The sequence below is a fragment of the Pandoraea sp. 64-18 genome (genome assembly GCF_001899225.1).
GTDB lineage: Bacteria > Pseudomonadota > Gammaproteobacteria > Burkholderiales > Burkholderiaceae > Pandoraea > Pandoraea cepalis.
In genome coordinates, this window is record NZ_MKVU01000012.1 from 365258 (window position 1) to 382081 (window position 16824).

General features: G+C 65.2%; 15 protein-coding genes. 3 read left to right on the top strand and 12 right to left on the bottom strand.

What is annotated here, in order from left to right; translation table 11 throughout:
• Nucleotides 1-120 precede the first annotated feature (120 nt).
• Complete coding sequence (locus tag BGP02_RS10200; RefSeq protein ID WP_017231725.1) at nt 121-1203, top strand: MBL fold metallo-hydrolase; 1083 nt, start codon at nt 121-123, stop codon at nt 1201-1203.
• Between the two features lie 193 nt (nt 1204-1396).
• On the opposite strand, the gene BGP02_RS10205 is transcribed toward BGP02_RS10200, so the two are convergent.
• The 6 genes from BGP02_RS10205 to argS all read right to left on the bottom strand — a co-directional run bounded on the left by BGP02_RS10205 (nt 1397) and on the right by argS (nt 7847).
• Nucleotides 1397-2716: an MFS transporter gene (locus tag BGP02_RS10205; protein WP_286798435.1), complete on the bottom strand. Its 1320-nt coding sequence runs from the start codon at nt 2714-2716 to the stop codon at nt 1397-1399.
• Between the two features lie 225 nt (nt 2717-2941).
• Entirely contained in the window at nt 2942-3454 is a 513-nt protein-coding gene (locus BGP02_RS10210) for a hypothetical protein (protein ID WP_017231727.1), read from the bottom strand.
• A 99-nt stretch (nt 3455-3553) separates the two neighbouring features.
• Entirely contained in the window at nt 3554-4408 is an 855-nt protein-coding gene (locus tag BGP02_RS10215) for an SDR family oxidoreductase (protein ID WP_286798436.1), read from the bottom strand.
• Between the two features lie 46 nt (nt 4409-4454).
• Nucleotides 4455-5138, bottom strand: coding sequence for a thiol:disulfide interchange protein DsbA/DsbL (locus BGP02_RS10220; protein WP_017231729.1), 684 nt, complete (start codon nt 5136-5138; stop codon nt 4455-4457).
• Nucleotides 5139-5387: 249 nt separating this feature from the next.
• A complete protein-coding gene (locus BGP02_RS10225; protein ID WP_261939332.1) occupies nt 5388-6059 on the bottom strand; it encodes an SPOR domain-containing protein in 672 nt (223 codons plus the stop codon).
• 66 nt (nt 6060-6125) lie between these two features.
• The gene (argS, locus tag BGP02_RS10230) at nt 6126-7847 is read right to left on the bottom strand and encodes an arginine--tRNA ligase (protein ID WP_502688477.1); all 1722 of its coding nucleotides are present in this window, start codon (nt 7845-7847) and stop codon (nt 6126-6128) included.
• A 227-nt stretch (nt 7848-8074) separates the two neighbouring features.
• Here argS and BGP02_RS10235 point away from each other — a divergent pair, with 227 nt between their 5' ends.
• On the top strand, nt 8075-8401 hold the full coding sequence (locus tag BGP02_RS10235; RefSeq protein WP_017231995.1) for a DUF1840 domain-containing protein: 327 nt from the start codon (nt 8075-8077) through the stop codon (nt 8399-8401).
• Nucleotides 8402-8617: 216 nt separating this feature from the next.
• Here BGP02_RS10235 and BGP02_RS10240 read toward each other — a convergent pair whose 3' ends face one another.
• The 3 genes from BGP02_RS10240 to BGP02_RS10250 form a co-directional block, all read right to left on the bottom strand.
• Nucleotides 8618-9328 (bottom strand): MgtC/SapB family protein, encoded by a 711-nt coding sequence (locus tag BGP02_RS10240; RefSeq protein ID WP_026131610.1) that lies wholly within the window; start codon nt 9326-9328, stop codon nt 8618-8620.
• Nucleotides 9329-9511: 183 nt separating this feature from the next.
• Complete coding sequence (metH, locus tag BGP02_RS10245; protein ID WP_017231997.1) at nt 9512-12271, bottom strand: methionine synthase; 2760 nt, start codon at nt 12269-12271, stop codon at nt 9512-9514.
• A gap of 116 nt (nt 12272-12387) precedes the next feature.
• Nucleotides 12388-13530 (bottom strand): homocysteine S-methyltransferase family protein, encoded by a 1143-nt coding sequence (locus BGP02_RS10250; protein ID WP_286798438.1) that lies wholly within the window; start codon nt 13528-13530, stop codon nt 12388-12390.
• A 146-nt stretch (nt 13531-13676) separates the two neighbouring features.
• Between BGP02_RS10250 and BGP02_RS10255 the strand changes: the two genes are divergently transcribed.
• Nucleotides 13677-14069 carry a rhodanese-like domain-containing protein gene (locus BGP02_RS10255; protein ID WP_017231999.1) on the top strand — a complete coding sequence of 131 codons (393 nt, stop codon included), beginning with the start codon at nt 13677-13679 and terminating at the stop codon, nt 14067-14069.
• A gap of 134 nt (nt 14070-14203) precedes the next feature.
• On the opposite strand, the gene BGP02_RS10260 is transcribed toward BGP02_RS10255, so the two are convergent.
• The 3 genes from BGP02_RS10260 to BGP02_RS10270 all read right to left on the bottom strand — a co-directional run bounded on the left by BGP02_RS10260 (nt 14204) and on the right by BGP02_RS10270 (nt 16769).
• Nucleotides 14204-14461, bottom strand: a complete 258-nt coding sequence (locus BGP02_RS10260) for a BTH_I0359 family protein (RefSeq protein ID WP_017232000.1) — start codon at nt 14459-14461, stop codon at nt 14204-14206.
• A gap of 172 nt (nt 14462-14633) precedes the next feature.
• The gene (gene pcaD / locus BGP02_RS10265; RefSeq protein ID WP_017232001.1) at nt 14634-15428 is read right to left on the bottom strand and encodes a 3-oxoadipate enol-lactonase; all 795 of its coding nucleotides are present in this window, start codon (nt 15426-15428) and stop codon (nt 14634-14636) included.
• A 219-nt stretch (nt 15429-15647) separates the two neighbouring features.
• Entirely contained in the window at nt 15648-16769 is a 1122-nt protein-coding gene (locus tag BGP02_RS10270; RefSeq protein ID WP_286798439.1) for a DUF3108 domain-containing protein, read from the bottom strand.
• Between the last annotated feature and the right edge of the window lie 55 nt (nt 16770-16824).

A 16824-nucleotide genomic window follows, 5' to 3' on the forward strand; every position in this document is an offset into this window, starting at 1 on the left:
GCAGGTGCTTACCATTGCAGATAGAATTGCCGTTTACGTTAGCGTCAAGTTGCTTCCTATGCAATCGGTGACGGCGTTAACCGATAACGACAGAACAAGTCCATCTGGAGCGTGGTCCTCGTGAATGCCCTTGAACAACAACTGAATTACCCCCTCGGAGAATTCTTGCCGGAAGGCGGCACCGTGCACGAAGTGGCGCCAGGCGTCTTCTGGGTGCGCATGCCGCTGCCGTTCGTGCTCGATCACATCAACCTGTGGTTGCTGCGCGACGATATCGACGGCGTCAAAGGCTGGACCGTCGTCGATTGCGGCATCACCCATCCGCAGATCAAGGCCTATTGGGAACAAGTGTTCGAGAACGCGCTCGGCGGCGAGCCGGTTCTGCGTGTCGTCGTCACGCATTGCCACCCCGATCACCTCGGCCTCGCGCACTGGATCTGCAAGGGCGGCGACAAACCCCGCTGGTCGGCCCGGCTCGCCATGTCGCAGGGCGACTACGCATGGGGCCGCCTCATGTCGGAGGCCGTCAACAACAACGCCGCCAATGCCGGCGGAGAGTTCGCCGTGGCGCACTTTATTTCGCATGGTCTCGCCGATGAGGCCATGATCGACCAGATCCGCCACCGCAAGACCTACTTCAGCGATCTCGTGCCCGAAGTGCCGTCGCGCTTCTTCCGCTTGCGCGATGGCGAGGCCCTGCGCATCGGCGGCAGCGACTGGCGTTTGATCGCGGGTTATGGCCACTCGCCGGAGCACATGGCGCTGTACTCCGAACAGCACAACGTGCTCATCTCCGGCGATATGGTGCTGCCGCGCATCTCGACCAATGTCAGCGTCTTTGACATCGAACCCGAAGCCAACTCGCTGCAACTGTTCCTCGACTCGCTCGGCGTCTATCTCGATCTGCCCGCCGATTGTCTCGTGCTGCCCTCGCATGGCCGGCCGTTCACCGGACTGCACACCCGCATCGGCCAACTGCGCGATCACCACACCGCGCGGCTGCAGGAGGTGCGCGACGCCTGCGCCCGGTCGCCGCAAAGCGCGGGCGATATCGTGCCGATCATGTTCCATCGCAAGCTCGATGCGCACCAGACCACCTTCGCCATGGGCGAAGCGCTGGCGCACCTGCACATGCTCTGGCGTTCGGGGGAACTCAAGCGCGAGCAGGATGCGAAGGGCGTCTGGCGCTTTTCCCCAGTTTGATCGGACCTGCGTGACCGACCTGCACGGAGACCTGCCTTCGCGGCAGGTGCGAGTGACAGGTACGAGCGACAGGTGCGAGCGTCGCATATGATCGGCCGACTGGATCGGTTGACCAGAAAACAATGCCCCGGTGACCGAATCAGGTCGCCGGGGCATTGCTTTTGCGCGCGTGCTTTCGGCGTCGCGTGCGACGTCAGGCGTGCTGCGTCGATGCCGCCGTGTTGCGGCCGTCGCGACCAAGCAAACCGTACGTCACCAGGCTGATCGTCACCGTCATCAGAATGTAATACGCGGGGGCCAGCGGGTTCTGCGTCGCCTTGATCAGGTACGTGATCCAGAACGGCGCGAGACCGCCGAACAACATCACCGAGACGTTGTAGAGAATCGAGACGCCCGTCGAGCGCACGCCGACCGGGAACACCTCGGTGACCGCCGTCGGGAACGCGCCCCACACGAAGCCCATGCAGACGGCCGGCAGAATCTGCGCGAGCAGCAGATTGCCCATCGACGGCGCACCGTGCAGCCGCGTGAACATCCAGAACGACGTCAGGCCGTAGAGCAGCACGAACAGCAGAATCAGCGGTTTGCGGCCCACGCGATCCGAAATCCAGCCCGTGAGCGGGCACAGCGCGGCGATCAGCATGGCGGAGATGAACGTCGACAGGCTCGCGGCGCCCTGCGTCAATCCCAACTGCTTGACTGCGTAGATCGGCGTATAGATCAGCGTGACGTAGAACGACGTTGTTGCGGCAACCGTCAGGCCGAAGCCGGCGATGAGGGCGCGATAGTGATGCGAGAAGACGTCGGCGAGCGGTGTGCGGCGGGTCGGTGCACGCGCGGCCGCGTAGGCCAGAAACTCTGGCGACTCGGTCATGCGACGTCGAATATAAAAGCCCACCGGACCGATCAGAATCCCGAACAGAAACGGAAGACGCCAGCCCCACGATTCGAGTGCTTCCTTGGTGAGCGACGTGTTGAGCACATACGCGCACAGCCCGGCGAACGCGACGGCCAGTGCCTGCGAGCACATTTGAAAACTGCCGTAGAAGCCGCGCAGGTGGGGCGGCGAAAACTCGATGAGCATGGCCGTCGAGCCGCCGAATTCACCGCCCGCCGAGAAGCCCTGAATGACGCGTGCCAGCAGGATAAGCAGCGGCGCGGCGAAGCCGATCGCCGCATACGTCGGCGCGATGCCGATCAGGCCCGTGCCCAGCGCCATGAGCAACACCATGACCGAGAGCGCCGACTTGCGCCCGGCCCGGTCGGCGTACAAACCGAATGCGAGCCCGCCGATGGGACGGAAGAAGAACGCTACGCCAAGCGACGCCACACTCGCGAGCAGCGAGTTCGTATCGTTTTCCGCAGGGAAGAAGAGTTTCGCGATGATGACCGCGAAGAGACCGTAGACCGTAAAGTCGAACCACTCGAATGCATTGCCCAGCGTGGAACCGATCACCGCTTTGCGTCGCAGTGCCGGATCGATGACCGGCGCGCCGGTGGGGGTTGCCTGCATATGCCTCTCCTGCTTGGTTGGGCGTGCCGCAGTCGGATCGGTCTGCTAACGTCCGTCGACATCCGTCCGCTCGCTGACGGCAAGACCGGTTTAACGTCGTGTGTACCTCTATCGAAGTTACACAAGCACTCTAGCGCAGGTTCGCAATGCACCACAACGGTTCAATAATCCGCGCTGCCACGGCGGCCGGCGCGTGTTCCAAGGGAGAAACTTGGGCGTGTCGGACTATCGATTCCCGCGGCTGCCTTTCCACCGGTAGTCTCGTTGACCGACCCATTCCCACGTGCCGGTGTAGGGGTTGAACTCGTAGCCTTCCCGGTATTCGCTGGTGTAGCAGCCGCCCTTCTGCAGATAGCATTTCTCGCTCAGGAAGTGAGCGGCATCGCGCGACGTGCGTGGTCGCGCCTGCGGCACGACGATGTATGGCTGCGCGGGCGCGATGACGACGGGCGGTCGCGGCGCAATGATGACGGGGGCGGGCGCGATGATGGTGGGCGCCGGCGTCACGATCACCGGTGCAGGGGCGACGACCATGGGGGCGGGCGCGACGAGGGTCGGGGCGGGGCGGATGTACGACTCCGGCGGGCCGACGATTTGCCAGTTGCCAGGGTCCAACGCCGCGCACCCGGAAACCATCAGGGCAAGCGGCAGGCTAAGGATGAGGGCGATGCGTCGGTGTAGCGCGACGCCGCGATTGGGGCAAGCGCGTGACGCGGCTTGCGTTGACATGGCGTTCATGGGGACGTCGCGCGTTAGGGATTCGGAGCAATGTAACGCGTGACATTGAGCTTCCCCCGGTTTCACCCTTGGATTTGGGGAATATCCCTGCGTTGGCCGCTATTTGGGGCCTGTTGAGGGATCGTCGGGCGGCGGGTCGGCATGGGCCGAGGGGGCGTTTTGTACGTTGCGCTCGGGCAACCGTGGCTTTCGCGGCGCACGGGCGAAGAGCACGTCGTAAAGCCAGCGCGGCAGGCATCGCATGACGCAGGCCACCACGCCCATTGGCCACGGCAGCACCACGAAGCGCTTGCGTCGAGCGATCGCCGCGGCCGCCTTGCGCGCGAACGTGTCCGGGGGCATCAGGAACGGCATCGGAAACGGATTGCCATCCGTCATTGGCGTGCGAATGTAGCCGGGCGCAATCGTCACGACCGCGACCTTGGCGGCGCGTAATTCCACTCGCAGGCTTTCGAGGTACGTCATCGCGGCGGCCTTCGATGCGCTGTAGGCGCCATGCCCGGGCAGACCGCGCACACCGGCCACGCTGCCGATACCGACGAGCGTGCCGTGCTTGCGTTCGCGCATTGGCGCGACGAAGGGGCTGAACGTGGCCACCATCGCCAGCCAGTTGGTGTCCATGACCGACGCAAAGTGCGGCAGATCGGCCGGGTCTTCAGTCGTCACGCCGTGGCTGATGCCGGCATTCGCGATAACGATGTCCGGTACGCCGTGACGCGCCATGAAGTCGTCGGCCGCCGCGCGCAACGCGAGCGCGTCACGCACGTCGAGCGCGTAGCTATGTACGGCATGCGGATGGGGGAGCGAGGCGGCCAGATCGGCGAGCCTGTCGCCGCGTCGGCCCACCAGCCCGAGGATGGCGCCCTGCGCGGCGTAGTGGCGTGCGAGTGCTTCGCCCAATCCACTCGAGGCGCCCGTGATAAAGACCTTCGGTGATGTCGTGTGTGTTGCCATCTAATGCAAAAGCCCGGCCGGGGCCGGGCTGGGTGAGCGGCGAAGCTTACAGCTTCTTCGCGCGGATCTGGTTGATGATGGCGTCGGCCGTCTTGAGCGCCGCATCGAACGTCTGCTGCTCGGTCGTGGCCGGCTTGCCGGCCTTTTGCAGGGCGTCGCCCGAGGTGGCCGGCGAGACCAGGTACTTGCCCTGGATCGCGATCGTCGGCACGCCGTCGATCTTGTAGTCCTGCCACGTCTTGTTGGCCGTCTTCACGCTGGCCTGGGTCGAGAAGCCGTTATAGGCGTCGAGATACTTCTGCTTGTCGATGCCGAACTGCGTGAGGAAGTCGGCCTGGGTCTGCGCCGTCAGCAGATAGTTGTGCTTGACGTGGATCTCGTTGAAGACCTTCGGCGTGAGTTCGGCTTCGCGGCCCAGCGCGCGGAGTGCGTAGAACATACGGGTGTGCGGCTCGAAGCGGTCCTGGAAGGCGACCGGCACGCGCTTGAACACGACATCCTTGCCTTGCTTCTTGACCCACGCTTCCAGCGACGGTTCGAGCGCATTGCAGTGCGGGCAGCCATACCAGAAGAATTCGGTGACTTCGATTTTGCCCGCGCCGGCCGACGTGGGCTGTGCTTGCGGCAACACCAGGTAATCGGTTCCCGCGACCGGGGCTTCGGGCGAGGCCGAGGCGGCGCCGCAAAGGAAACCGAAAGACAGCAGAACGGTACCAAGAAGTTTTTTCATGATCGTTGTTGAGGAGTGAGGCAGACGCGCCAGCCATCGGTTGGTCGGCGTTCCTGCGAAACCATATCCCGGATTCAGACAGATAAGCTAGTGCGTATGACCAGCGCCGCGCTGCCGGGTTCAACCTCCCGGCAACCCCGGCGTTTCCCGAGCGATGCCGCCGGTGGGGCATGCATTCCGCACGGGCGCGACGCGGTGCCGGGCGACGAAACAAAAAGCGTTGCCCTTATCGAGCAACGCCTCTTGCGTTTATTGCTTCGTGAAGCGGATCACGGCCGTGTCGTAGCCACCATCCTGCAGGCGCTGACGCACATGGTTCATCTCGTCGAGCTTGCCATACGGGCCGAGGCGCACGCGGTAGAGCGTCAGACCGTTGGCATCGCGCTGCGTGACTTTCGCCTCGAAGCCCGAGAGCGCCAACTTGGCGCGCAGTTGCTCGGCGTCGCTCTGCGACTTGAATGCGCCGACTTGCAGGTAGTAGCCCGTGTTGGCGGTGTCCGTCGCGCTGGCGGGCGGCGTGGTCTGCGGCGCGACCGGCACCGTCGACTTGCCGCTGAGAATATCGGCGGGCGACGGCTTTGTCGGGGCCGGTGCCGTGGGCGCGGACGCGGTGGGCGACGTGACCGGTGTGCCGGGTACGAGCGGCGACGTCACGGCCTGCGAGGCCGACTCCGGCCCGGCCACGGCCGACGCGGCGCCCGGCAGCGGCGTGCGCGGCTGCAGCGACTTGTTCGGATCGGGCGCTTGCGCGGCCGGCGAGTTATCGGCCGGGCGCGGCGGCGTCTTTTCGACGAATGGGGTCGGCGTCTTCGTGATGTAGAGCGCGACGACGACGGCAACGGCCAGCCCAACGATCAGGCCGAGCACGATGCCCAGAAAAGTACCGCCCCGCTGGCGGGGAGGCCGACGTGTGTGTGCCATCGAGTCGATTCCGTCCTTACAGAGTTCCGATGCGTTTGCCGTTCGGAAGGGTTGGATAACTGGGGCTTACATCTTGGCCGGGGTCGACACGCCCAGCACGGCAAGACCGTTGCGCAGCACCTGACGCGTGGCCGCCAGCAGCGCCAGACGCGCGTGCTTGACGGTCTCGTCGTCGACCAGCACGCGATCGGCGTTGTAGAAGGAGTGGAACGCCCCCGCCAGATCCCGCAGATAGAAGGCCACGGCGTGCGGCGCAAGTTCCTCGGCCGCGCGTGTGAGCATGTCCGGGTATTCGGCGAGCAGTTGCAGCAGCGCGAGCGCGCGTTCGCTGTCGAGCGGCGCGAGGTCGGCGTGGGCCAAACGGGCGTCGTCGCCGCCCCATTGCGTGAGGATCGAGCAGATGCGGGCGTGCGCATACTGCACGTAGTACACCGGGTTCTCGTCGTTCTGCTTGAGCGCGAGATCCACGTCGAACACGAATTCGGTGTCCGCCTTGCGCGAAATTAGGAAGAAGCGCACGGCGTCGCGGCCACGGCGCAGGGCGGCTTCACGCTCGGCCGGATCCGTGACCGGGGTTTCGGCCGTGATGCCGCCCGACCACTCGATCAGGTCGCGCACCGTCACGTAGCTGCCCGCGCGCTTGGAGATCTTCACCTCTTCGCCGTGGCGCATAACGGTGACCATCTTGTGCAGCACGTAGTCGGGGTAGCCCGTCGGAATGCCGATGCCCAGGGCCTGCAACCCCGCGCGCACGCGGGCGATAGTGCCGTGGTGGTCCGACCCCTGCACGTTGATGACTTGATGGAAGCCGCGCGCCCACTTGCGGGTGTGATAGGCAACGTCCGGCACGAAGTACGTGTACGTGCCGTCGGACTTGCGCATCACGCGGTCCTTGTCGTCGCCGTAATCGGTCGTGCGCAGCCACAGCGCGCCGTCCTGTTCGTACGTCACGCCCGCGTCGACGAGCGCCTGCACCGTGCGCTCGACACTGCCGTCGGCATAGAGCGACGACTCGAGGTAGTACTGATCGAAGCGCACACCGAAGGTCTGCAGATCGATGTCCTGCTCGCGGCGCAGATAGGCCACGGCGAATGCGCGGATCGAATCGATGTCCTCGATGTCGCCGCTGCCGGTGACCGGGGCGCCGTCGGAGGCCTGCACGGTCTTGCGTGCGAGGAAGTCTTGTGCGATGTCGCCGATGTAGTCGCCGTTGTAGGCCGATTCCGGCCACTCGGCGTCGCCCGGCTTGAGGCCGCGTGCGCGCGCCTGCACCGAGGTGGCGAGCGTCTGGATCTGCACGCCGGCGTCGTTGTAATAGAACTCGCGATGGACCGGATGGCCTTGCGTGCCCAGCAGCGCCGAGATCGTGTCGCCGAGCGCGGCCTGACGGCCGTGACCCACGTGCAGCGGGCCGGTCGGGTTGGCCGAGACGAACTCGACGAGCACCGGCGCGTCGTCGTGGCGCACAGCGCAATGGCCGAAGGCGGCGCCTTCGGTCAGGATCGCGCGCGCCACCGACTGCTTCGCGGCCTTGGCCAGACGCAGGTTGATGAAGCCGGGGCCGGCGATCTCAACCGCGTCGACGAGTCCGCTCGCGCGGGCGTCGGCGAGGATGGCGTCGGCAATCTTCTGGGCCAGCTCGCGCGGATTGGCGCGCAGCGGCTTCGCGAGTTGCATTGCCACGTTGCAGGCCAGATCGCCATGCGCGGCGACTTTCGGGCGTTCGAGCAGGATAGTCGGCAAGGCCGGCGCATTTTGCGCGGGGGTCGCAGTGCCGTCTGCGGGCATCAGACCGGCGACGACGTCGCCGATCAGCGCGACGAGAGCATTCTTTTGTGCAGGTAGCATTGGCGGGTGTTTCGGGTGCGTCCGGACGCGTCCGGACAGGCAATTGAATCGTCAGCACCGGATTTTAACAGGTGTATGATGAAGTCACGGTACCCGCTGATCCCACGCGTTGCGTGACATGCGCTCGGGGCGGCGGAGGGGGTCACAACGCCAATAGGGAGACAACCATGCTGGTAACGTTCAAGTCGCACGCTTCGCCCACAATCACCATGCTGGAAAATCTCGCGCAGTTTCTGCTCGGGCTGGTCGGCAAGAAGCTTGGCGAGCGCGGTGCCATCGGCGAGGACGAAATGGGCGAGGCCATTGCGAAGCTGGAAGCCGCCATCGCGGAAGACAATGCCGCCGCGAAGAAGGAAAACGAAGGCAAGAAGTCCGGCGAACGAGAGGAAGAGGATCGTCTGCGCCTGGCGCAACGTGCGTATCCGCTGCTCGATATGCTGCGCGAGTCCCGCAAGGAAAACGTCGCCGTGATGTGGGAGACTGGCCGCCGCTAAGCGGTCGAAGGCAACGGCAGGCCCTCGCAGACAGCGCAGGGCAGGCGCCCCCCCCCTCGTCCGGCACGACGCGCCCCTCGTCCGAGCGCGTCGCTCGCCAACCCTCTCGCTTTCGCGTGAGTTCCCCGTCCCGGAATCTGCAACTTTCAGTGCCAGCGATCGATGCGGCGACGCCCTCACATGGGCCGTCATCGCGCATCACTCGGCATGTTTCCCCTAGTCGTCCGAACGGCTCGACCAGAACACCTGATTCACCCCCGGCAGCGTTTCCAAATGATCGGAGAGGGCGTCGAGTTCGCCAGCCTGCACGGCGGTGGGCAGCAACAGCGCTTCGATCTCGACGTCGGCTTCGCCGAACGGGTGAATATCGAGCGCGCGCACGGGATAGTTCGACGCTTCGAGCCAGGCTTCCACCTTGTCGAGCACTTCTCGTTGCGTCGTGCGGGCGCAGATGACGGACAGCGCGTAAGTCGCCTCCGACGTCGCCTCGTTGATCGGGGCGCGGTTGATGCGGTTCACAACCGGACGCAGCAACGTATTGGCCGCCAGCACGAAGCCCGCGACGACGACTGCTTCGACGATCAGACTGGCCCCGGCGGCGGCGCCCACGGCGGCCGAGCCCCATAACGTGGCGGCGGTGTTCAGGCCGCGCACCGAGGCGCCGTCTTTCATGATGGCGCCGGCCCCGAGGAAGCCGACCCCCGACACGACGTAGGCAATCACGCGCGTATCGCCGGGCATGAGCCGCATCGACAAGTCGACGAAGGCGGCGGCCCCCACGGCCACGAGCACGTTGGTGCGAAGACCGGCCGTGCGCTGGCGGACCTGACGCTCCACACCGATGATCGTGCCCAGGATGAACGCGACGAGCAGCGAGACGGCTGTGTTGAGCAGCGGCAGGAGGTGGAAATTCTGAATGCTTTGCAATGCGTGCATGGAACCTCTCGAAGTGAGCCGGTCGACAGATGGCAAGGCGCCGGTGGCCGAGGATCCGATCTGCCGGCTCAGCCCGAACGGGCGGGACACTACGCGTCGGTTGCGACAGGGGCGTGACACCGGCGTCGGCGTGCAGTCGTCATGCCGCCCACCGGGTCACGCGAAGGCATGCGATTACGACAGTTGCGGGGCCAGCAGGCGCCGGGCGGTGGCCTCGTCCACGTTGGCGCGTTCCATGAAGTCCTCGACCTGATCGGGGCCGATCTTGCCGACGCTGAAGTACGTGCTGTCCGGATGCGACAGGTAGAAGCCCGAGACGCTCGCGGCGGGCAGCATGGCGAGCGATTCCGTCACACTCATGCCGACTTCATGGGCTTGCAGGTAGTGGAACATCGGTCCCTTGACCGAGTGCTCGGGGCAAGCCGGGTAGCCCGGGGCCGGGCGAATGCCGACGTACGCTTCCTTGATGAGGGCATTGTTGTCCAGTTGCTCGCCGCTGGCGTAGCCCCAGAACTCGCGACGCACGCGCGCGTGCATGCACTCGGCGAACGCCTCGGCGAGTCGGTCGGCCAATGCCTTGAGCATGATCGCGCTGTAGTCGTCGTGTGTGGCGAGGAAGCCGGCTTCCTTGGCGTCGACACCGAGACCGGCCGTGACCGCGAACACGCCGATGTAGTCCGCCACCCCGCTGTCCTTGGGCGCGATGAAGTCGGCCAGTGAGCGGTTCGGGCGACGCACGCCGTCGACCACGGGCCGCTCGCTTTGCTGTCGCAGGTTATGCCACGTGAAAGCGACTTCCGAGCGAGACTCGTCCGTATAGATTTCGATGTCGTCGTCGCCGACCACGTTGGCGGGCAGCATCGCGATCACGCCGTTGGCCGTCAGCCAGCGGCCCTTGATCATGCGATCCAGCATCTCCTTGCCGTCCGCGAAGACGCGTTGGGCCGACTCGCCGACGATCGCGTCGCTGAGAATCGCGGGGAAGGGGCCGGCCAGATCCCACGTCTGGAAGAACGGGCCCCAGTCGATGTAGTCCGCCAGTTCAGCCAGGTCGTAGTTCTTGAACACGCGCCGGCCAATGAACTTCGGCTTGGGCGGGACGTACGTCGACCAATCGATCTTGAACTTGTTTTCCCGCGCGGTGGCGAGCGAGACCATCGGCGTGGCCCTGCGATTGGCATGCTGTGCCCGCACGCGCTCGTAATCCGTCTTGACCTCTTCGAGGTATCGCTCGGCGGCTTCGTCCGACAGCAGATTCGAGGCGACCGACACCGAGCGCGACGCGTCGGGCACGTAAATCACGGGGCCGTCATAGTGCGGCGCGATTTTCACGGCCGTGTGCACGCGCGACGTCGTGGCGCCACCAATCATCAGCGGAATGTTGCGCAGGCGGAAGTAATCGTCGCGCTGCATTTCGGAGGCGACGTAGGCCATCTCTTCCAGACTCGGCGTGATGAGACCCGACAGGCCGATGATGTCGGCGCCTTCCTCCTTCGCCTTGGCGAGAATGTCGGCGCAGGGCACCATCACGCCCATGTTCACCACCTCGAAATTGTTGCACTGGAGCACCACGGTCACGATGTTCTTGCCGATGTCGTGCACGTCGCCCTTGACCGTGGCCATCACGATCTTGCCCTTCGAGCGAACGTCTTCCCCGGCGGCGGCCATGCGCGCCTTTTCCTCTTCGATGAACGGTACCAGATGCGCGACGGCCTGCTTCATCACGCGCGCGCTCTTGACGACCTGGGGCAGGAACATCTTGCCCGCGCCGAACAGATCGCCCACGACGTTCATGCCGTCCATGAGCGGGCCCTCGATCACCTGGATCGGACGGCCGCCCGCGGCGTGGATCTTCTGGCGCACTTCTTCCGTGTCGTCGACGATGAACGTGGTGATGCCATGCACCAGCGCATGCGCGAGACGCGCTTCGACCGGCTGGTTGCGCCACTCCAGGTTCTCTTCGCGCCGTTGCGCGCCGCCCTTGAAGCGCTCTGCAATTTCCAGCAGACGCTCGGTACTGTCGTCGCGGCGGTTGAGCACCACGTCTTCGACGCGCTCGCGCAGTTCGGGATCGAGGTTCTCATACACGCCGAGCTGACCGGCGTTGACGATGCCCATGTCCATGCCCGCCTGAATCGCGTGGTACAGGAACACGGTGTGAATCGCTTCGCGCACGAGGTCGTTGCCGCGGAACGAGAACGAGACGTTCGACACCCCGCCGCTGATCTTCGCGCCGGGCAGGTGCGCCTTGATCCAGCGTGTGGCGTTGATGAAGTCGACCGCGTAGTTGTTGTGCTCTTCGATGCCGGTGGCCACCGCGAAGATGTTCGGATCGAAGATGATGTCCTCGGGCGGGAAACCCGCTTCGTCGACGAGCACGCGATAGCTGCGCGCGCAGATCTCGGTCTTGCGCGCGTAGGTGTCGGCCTGCCCGTGTTCGTCGAAGGCCATGACCACGGCGGCGGCGCCGTAACGGCGAATCCGCTTGGCGTGATGCACGAACGCTTCGCGGCCTTCCTTGAGCGAGATCGAGTTGACGATGGCCTTGCCCTGCACGCACTTCAGTCCCGCCTCGATCACTTCCCACTTCGACGAGTCGATCATGATCGGCACGCGCGCGATGTCCGGCTCGGAGGCGATCAGGTTCATGAAGCGCACCATCGCGGCCTTGGAGTCGAGCATCGCCTCGTCCATGTTGATGTCGATGACCTGGGCGCCGTTCTCGACCTGCTGGCGGGCGACCGCGAGGGCTTCATCGAACTGGCCGTTCAGGATCATGCGCGCAAACGCTTTCGAACCCGTGACGTTGGTACGCTCGCCGACGTTGACGAAGAGCGTGCCCGCGCCGATGTTGAAGGGCTCGAGGCCGGACAGGCGCATCGGCTGCACTGGCTCGACGGATTCGACAGGCGTCAGGAAGGGCGTTTGGCTCATGGGGCAATCCGTTCAGTGGTTGGCGCGTTGGCCGTGCCTCGTGCGTGAGAGGCGACGGCGGCGCGCCGGGCTTGCTGCAATCAATCTTGTCTTCGTCGGGCGGACGCTGGCTACGCTCAGGCGTCGTCGCCGTCGTTGCCATCCGTGCCGTCGCCGCCGCCGGTGGGGCGATACTGCGACGGCCAGCGGCGCGGCTTCACGTCAGCCAGCGCCTTCGCGATCTCCGCGATGTGTTCCGGCGTGGTGCCGCAGCAGCCGCCCGCCAGATTCACCAGGCCCGCCTGCGCGAATTCCTTGAGCAGGCTCGACGTCACGTCGGGCGTCTCGTCGAAGCCCGTATCGCTCATCGGGTTGGGCAGGCCGGCGTTCGGGTAGACCGACACGTAGGTGTTGCACAGCTTGGCCAGTTCCGCGATGTACGGACGCATGAGCGTCGCACCGAGCGCGCAGTTCAGGCCAAACGTGAGCGGGCGGGCGTGACGCAGCGAATTCCAGAACGCTTCGACCGTCTGGCCCGACAGAATGCGCCCGGAGGCATCGGTGACGGTGCCCGAGATCATGATCGGCAATACCTCGCCGGTGTCTTCGAACAGCTCGTCGATGGCAAAGAGCGCGGCCTTGGCGTTGAGCGTATCGAAGATCGTCTCGACGAGGAACAGATCGACGCCGCCTTCGAGCAACGACTTGGCTTGCGCGTAGTAGGCGTCGCGCAGTTGGTCGAAGTCGACGTTGCGCGCGCCCGGATCGTTCACGTCCGGGCTGATGCTCGCGGTCTTCGGCGTCGGGCCGATGGCGCCGGCGGCGAAGCGTGGCTTGTCGGGCGTGCTGAAGGCATCGCAGGCCTCGCGCGCCAGACGTGCCGACGCGCGGTTCATCTCGTCGGCCAGATCCTCCATGTGATAGTCGCTCTGGGCGATCGTCGTCGCCCCGAACGTATTCGTCTCGAGGATATCGGCGCCTGCCGCAAGGTATTTGCGATGAATCTCGCTGATGATGTCGGGGCGCGTGAGCGAGAGCAGCTCATTGTTGCCCTTGACGTCGTGCGCGAAGTCGGCGAAGCGCTCGCCACGGTACTGGGCTTCGCTCAGCTTGTACTGCTGGATCATCGTGCCCATGGCCCCGTCCAGAATCAGGATGCGCGATTCGAGCAGCGCGGGCAGTGCCTGACCCCGCGTGTAGCGTGGCTGCGAGCGGGCCGGAGCCGTGGTCGATGCGGTCCCCGTATGGGCGTTGGCGGCGGATGGGCTAGCGGTGGTCATGACGGACGTCGCCTTGGAGTGGCCGGAAAACCTATAATTGTAATGGTTTTCGCGCCCGCCGCCCGCGTGCCGCCGCCTGCCGGGCGGCGCCGGCGGCGATTCGTGACGCGCGCGCCGCGCCGTCCTGACCCGCTTTCGCCAACGATATGGAATTCCTGCTCCCGAGCGCCGCTCACCAGTTTCTGCAAGCCAAGGCCAATGCCCTGTTCGTCGATTGCCGCAGCGAAATGGAATACTTGTTCGTGGGACACCCGGCCGGGGCGATCCACGTGGCGTGGAACGACGGCCCGGATTGGGAGATCAACCCCCATTTCGTCCAGAGCGTGCGCAAGCTCGCCGGCGCTGGAGGCGAGCGTCCCGTGCTGCTGATCTGTCGCAGCGGCAACCGGAGCACTGCGGCCGGCGAGGCGCTCGAGGCGGCCGGGTTCCGCAACGTGTATGCCGTGCTGCACGGCTTCGAGGGCGATCTGGACGGCACCCATCACCGCAACGCCGTGAACGGGTGGCGCTTCGAAGGACTCCCGTGGGAACAGTGCTGAGGGCCTGCGCGAGGCCATTGCCGTGCGGGATACGGCGGTGATGCATGACATGCCGGTAAGCTTCGACGCCATGAAAAAACCCTCGCCGTGGCGAGGGTTGGGTGTGGGTGGCGGCACCGCGTGCGGTGTTGGCGTCAGTGGAGCACGACCGGGTTCGTCATGAAGGTATCGAACTGGCCGAGGAATTCATCGACTTCGTCCTCGGAGGGCTCGCTGGCGATCAACTTCTGCACTTCTTCACGGAATTGCCGGGCAAGCGTGCCGTCGAGAAAAATCTCACGGCCAGCGGTTTTGTCCACGATTTCATAGCCACCGGCAGATAGCGCGTGATCGCCGTTATCCGCGGCAAACTCGACCACATAGTAGTTCGGGCTGTTGTAAATCATGAGCATGGCAACTCTCCTGGTGTTCCTGCATGGTCCTCAGTAACCCACATAGGGGCGACGCGGCGCGATTTCAAGAGGCAGTGCCCCATGATTCGCTTATCGGCACACCGGCTGACGAATTCAATGGTTTTGGCCCTCCTTGTCTAAGATCCCGCTACAGGTCCCGCAGCTTGCTGGTTCACACGTTAGAGGACGCCCCGAGCAAAAACGTTGCAAGGGCATTGGTTACGAACTGTTTCTGCTCGACGATCGACAGATGGGCGGCGTCGGGCACGATTTCCAGCCGGGCACCGGCGATGCCGCTGGCGATGCGTCGCGCGACGGCCGGCGGCGTAGAGGGATCGTTTTCCCCGACCAGCACCAGGGTCGGCGCGTCGATTTCCGACAGTTTGGCTCGCACGTCGAACGCGGCCAGCGCTTCGCAGGCGGCCGCGAAACCCTCAGGATGCGCCTTGGCCACCAGCGCGCGAACGCGTTCCGATGCCTCGGGGTGGCGCTTGCGGAAGCGCTCGCCCAGCCAGCGCTCGAGCGTGCCGTCGGCAAGCGCCTTCATGCCCCGTTCGCGTGCCTGCGTGGCGCGCTGGCGAAACACCTTCGCGTCGGCGTCGTCGTAACCGGCCGTGGTGTCGATCAACGTCAGGCTGGCGATGCGCTCCGGCGCATCGAGCGCGACTTGTTGCGCGACGGCACCGCCCATCGAAATGCCGACGAAGTGCGTTTGTGGGATTTCCAGCGAATTGAGCAATGCGGTCGCGTCGGCGGCCAGTTGTTCGATGGTGTAAGGGCCGGCGGGGACGTCGCTGCGGCCATGGCCGCGGCTGTCGTATCGGAGCACCCGGAAATGGGCCGCGAGGTCGGGCACCAGATCGTCCCAGATCGTGAGATCCGCGCCCAGCGGATGCGCGAGCGTCACCCACGGACCGTGGCCTTCCACCGCGTAATGAATCGATGCACCGTTGGCACTGACTTTCATGGTGAGCGGTCCCCCAAATCTCGTCGATGCGTTGGCGAAGTGGCGTAGGTGCAGTGGGATGTTTCTGATTATGTCAGGAACCTTGGACTTCTGCTGGCGAACCGTAGTAGCACGACAACACTGCGCCGCGCCGCGGTGCGACGTGCACATCGCTCGAAATTCTAACGAATGGGGGCGCGGGGTTTAGCGCCCCGGAGGTCCGAGCCGAGCCGGGCCGGCTCAAGGCGACGATTGCTGTGTGAAGACCAGTTCGAATTCGTTGCCCGACGGCTCGGTTTGCTTGACGCGCACCGGCATCCAGTTGAGCGATGGCGCGAGCCAGATGTCGACGCGTCGCTCGTCACCCGCCTTACGCGGCAACCGCGTGAAGTGGCGGGTCTCGACATAGCCCTGCGGCGTGCGCAAGGTTTCCTGGCCAACGTACTGCACTGGCCAGACTTCGCTGCTGTCCGTGTCGACCACCGTGAACTCGTGCGTCACGCCGACCTGCGCGTAGCGTTCCGGATTGCCTCTCGCATAGCTTGCCAGCTGCATCATCACGCTGAATCGGTCTTGGGCGCCGGGCGCGAGCGGCATGGACTGGCCGGAGCGCGAGAAGTGCAGCATCGGCGTGCCATCGCGATGGAAGTCACTGACGTATTCGGCGCGACGACCGCGTTTTTCCACATAACGAGATGGCGCAATGCCGTTCACGTCAAAACCGCCCTCGCTGATGAACTCGAACGTGCCGAAGAAGATGATCGGCACCGCCACGCGCAGGCGGTAATGGCCGTTTGCGTTGACCCATTGCAGTTCGCCGGTCTGATTGCGCACGCCGTTCATGTACGCGTCGTACGCCATCGTGGCGGAGGGCGGCGGATCGAACCTGTCGCCATTGGCGGCGGCTGCCGTGAGCGGCGGGCCGGGCGGCGAGGTGGCTTGCGCGCTGCTGGCGGGCGCTCCAGACGTGTCGCCTTCGCTTGCGACGGTCTGTGAGGCCGCCTGCGGCCCGGGCGTGTTCGCCGTGGCCGGTGCGGCAAGCGTATTGGGGGCGGCCCGCGGCGCGGGGGGGGCGAGCTTGCGGGGGGGCGGCTTGACGGCCGGCTTGGGCGCTGACGGCGCGGGGAGTGCGGGCGGCGCCGGCGGTGCGGGAGGTGCGACAGGTTTGAGCGGAATCAGCGTGACCGGAATCTCGGGAATCGGCGTGTCTTCCATCGACGACCGGTCGCTCGCGACCCACAATGCGATGAGCCCGTGGACGGCGAGCACGGCGGCCATCACGCCCACCCAGACGAATCCACGCGTGCGCCAAAGCCCGCGCTGGCGAGCCGCCGCTGACGGTGTCGGGCCAGCGGGCGGCAAGACCGCGTCCTGGGAATCGATGGGGGCCGGAGGCACGTTGGGCACTGCTTGGCAA

Coding starts and splice junctions, on each gene's coding strand:
- argS (WP_502688477.1), bottom strand. CDS start 7,847: ATGCCCGCAGACGGCACTGCGACCCCCGCGCAAAATGCGCCGGCCTTG.
- BGP02_RS10225 (WP_261939332.1), bottom strand. CDS start 6,059: ATGGCACACACACGTCGGCCTCCCCGCCAGCGGGGCGGTACTTTTCTG.
- BGP02_RS10220 (WP_017231729.1), bottom strand. CDS start 5,138: ATGAAAAAACTTCTTGGTACCGTTCTGCTGTCTTTCGGTTTCCTTTGC.
- BGP02_RS10205 (WP_286798435.1), bottom strand. CDS start 2,716: ATGCAGGCAACCCCCACCGGCGCGCCGGTCATCGATCCGGCACTGCGA.
- BGP02_RS10210 (WP_017231727.1), bottom strand. CDS start 3,454: ATGAACGCCATGTCAACGCAAGCCGCGTCACGCGCTTGCCCCAATCGC.
- BGP02_RS10260 (WP_017232000.1), bottom strand. CDS start 14,461: ATGCTCATGATTTACAACAGCCCGAACTACTATGTGGTCGAGTTTGCC.
- BGP02_RS10235 (WP_017231995.1), top strand. CDS start 8,075: ATGCTGGTAACGTTCAAGTCGCACGCTTCGCCCACAATCACCATGCTG.
- pcaD (WP_017232001.1), bottom strand. CDS start 15,428: ATGAAAGTCAGTGCCAACGGTGCATCGATTCATTACGCGGTGGAAGGC.
- BGP02_RS10250 (WP_286798438.1), bottom strand. CDS start 13,530: ATGACCACCGCTAGCCCATCCGCCGCCAACGCCCATACGGGGACCGCA.
- metH (WP_017231997.1), bottom strand. CDS start 12,271: ATGAGCCAAACGCCCTTCCTGACGCCTGTCGAATCCGTCGAGCCAGTG.
- BGP02_RS10215 (WP_286798436.1), bottom strand. CDS start 4,408: ATGGCAACACACACGACATCACCGAAGGTCTTTATCACGGGCGCCTCG.
- BGP02_RS10255 (WP_017231999.1), top strand. CDS start 13,677: ATGGAATTCCTGCTCCCGAGCGCCGCTCACCAGTTTCTGCAAGCCAAG.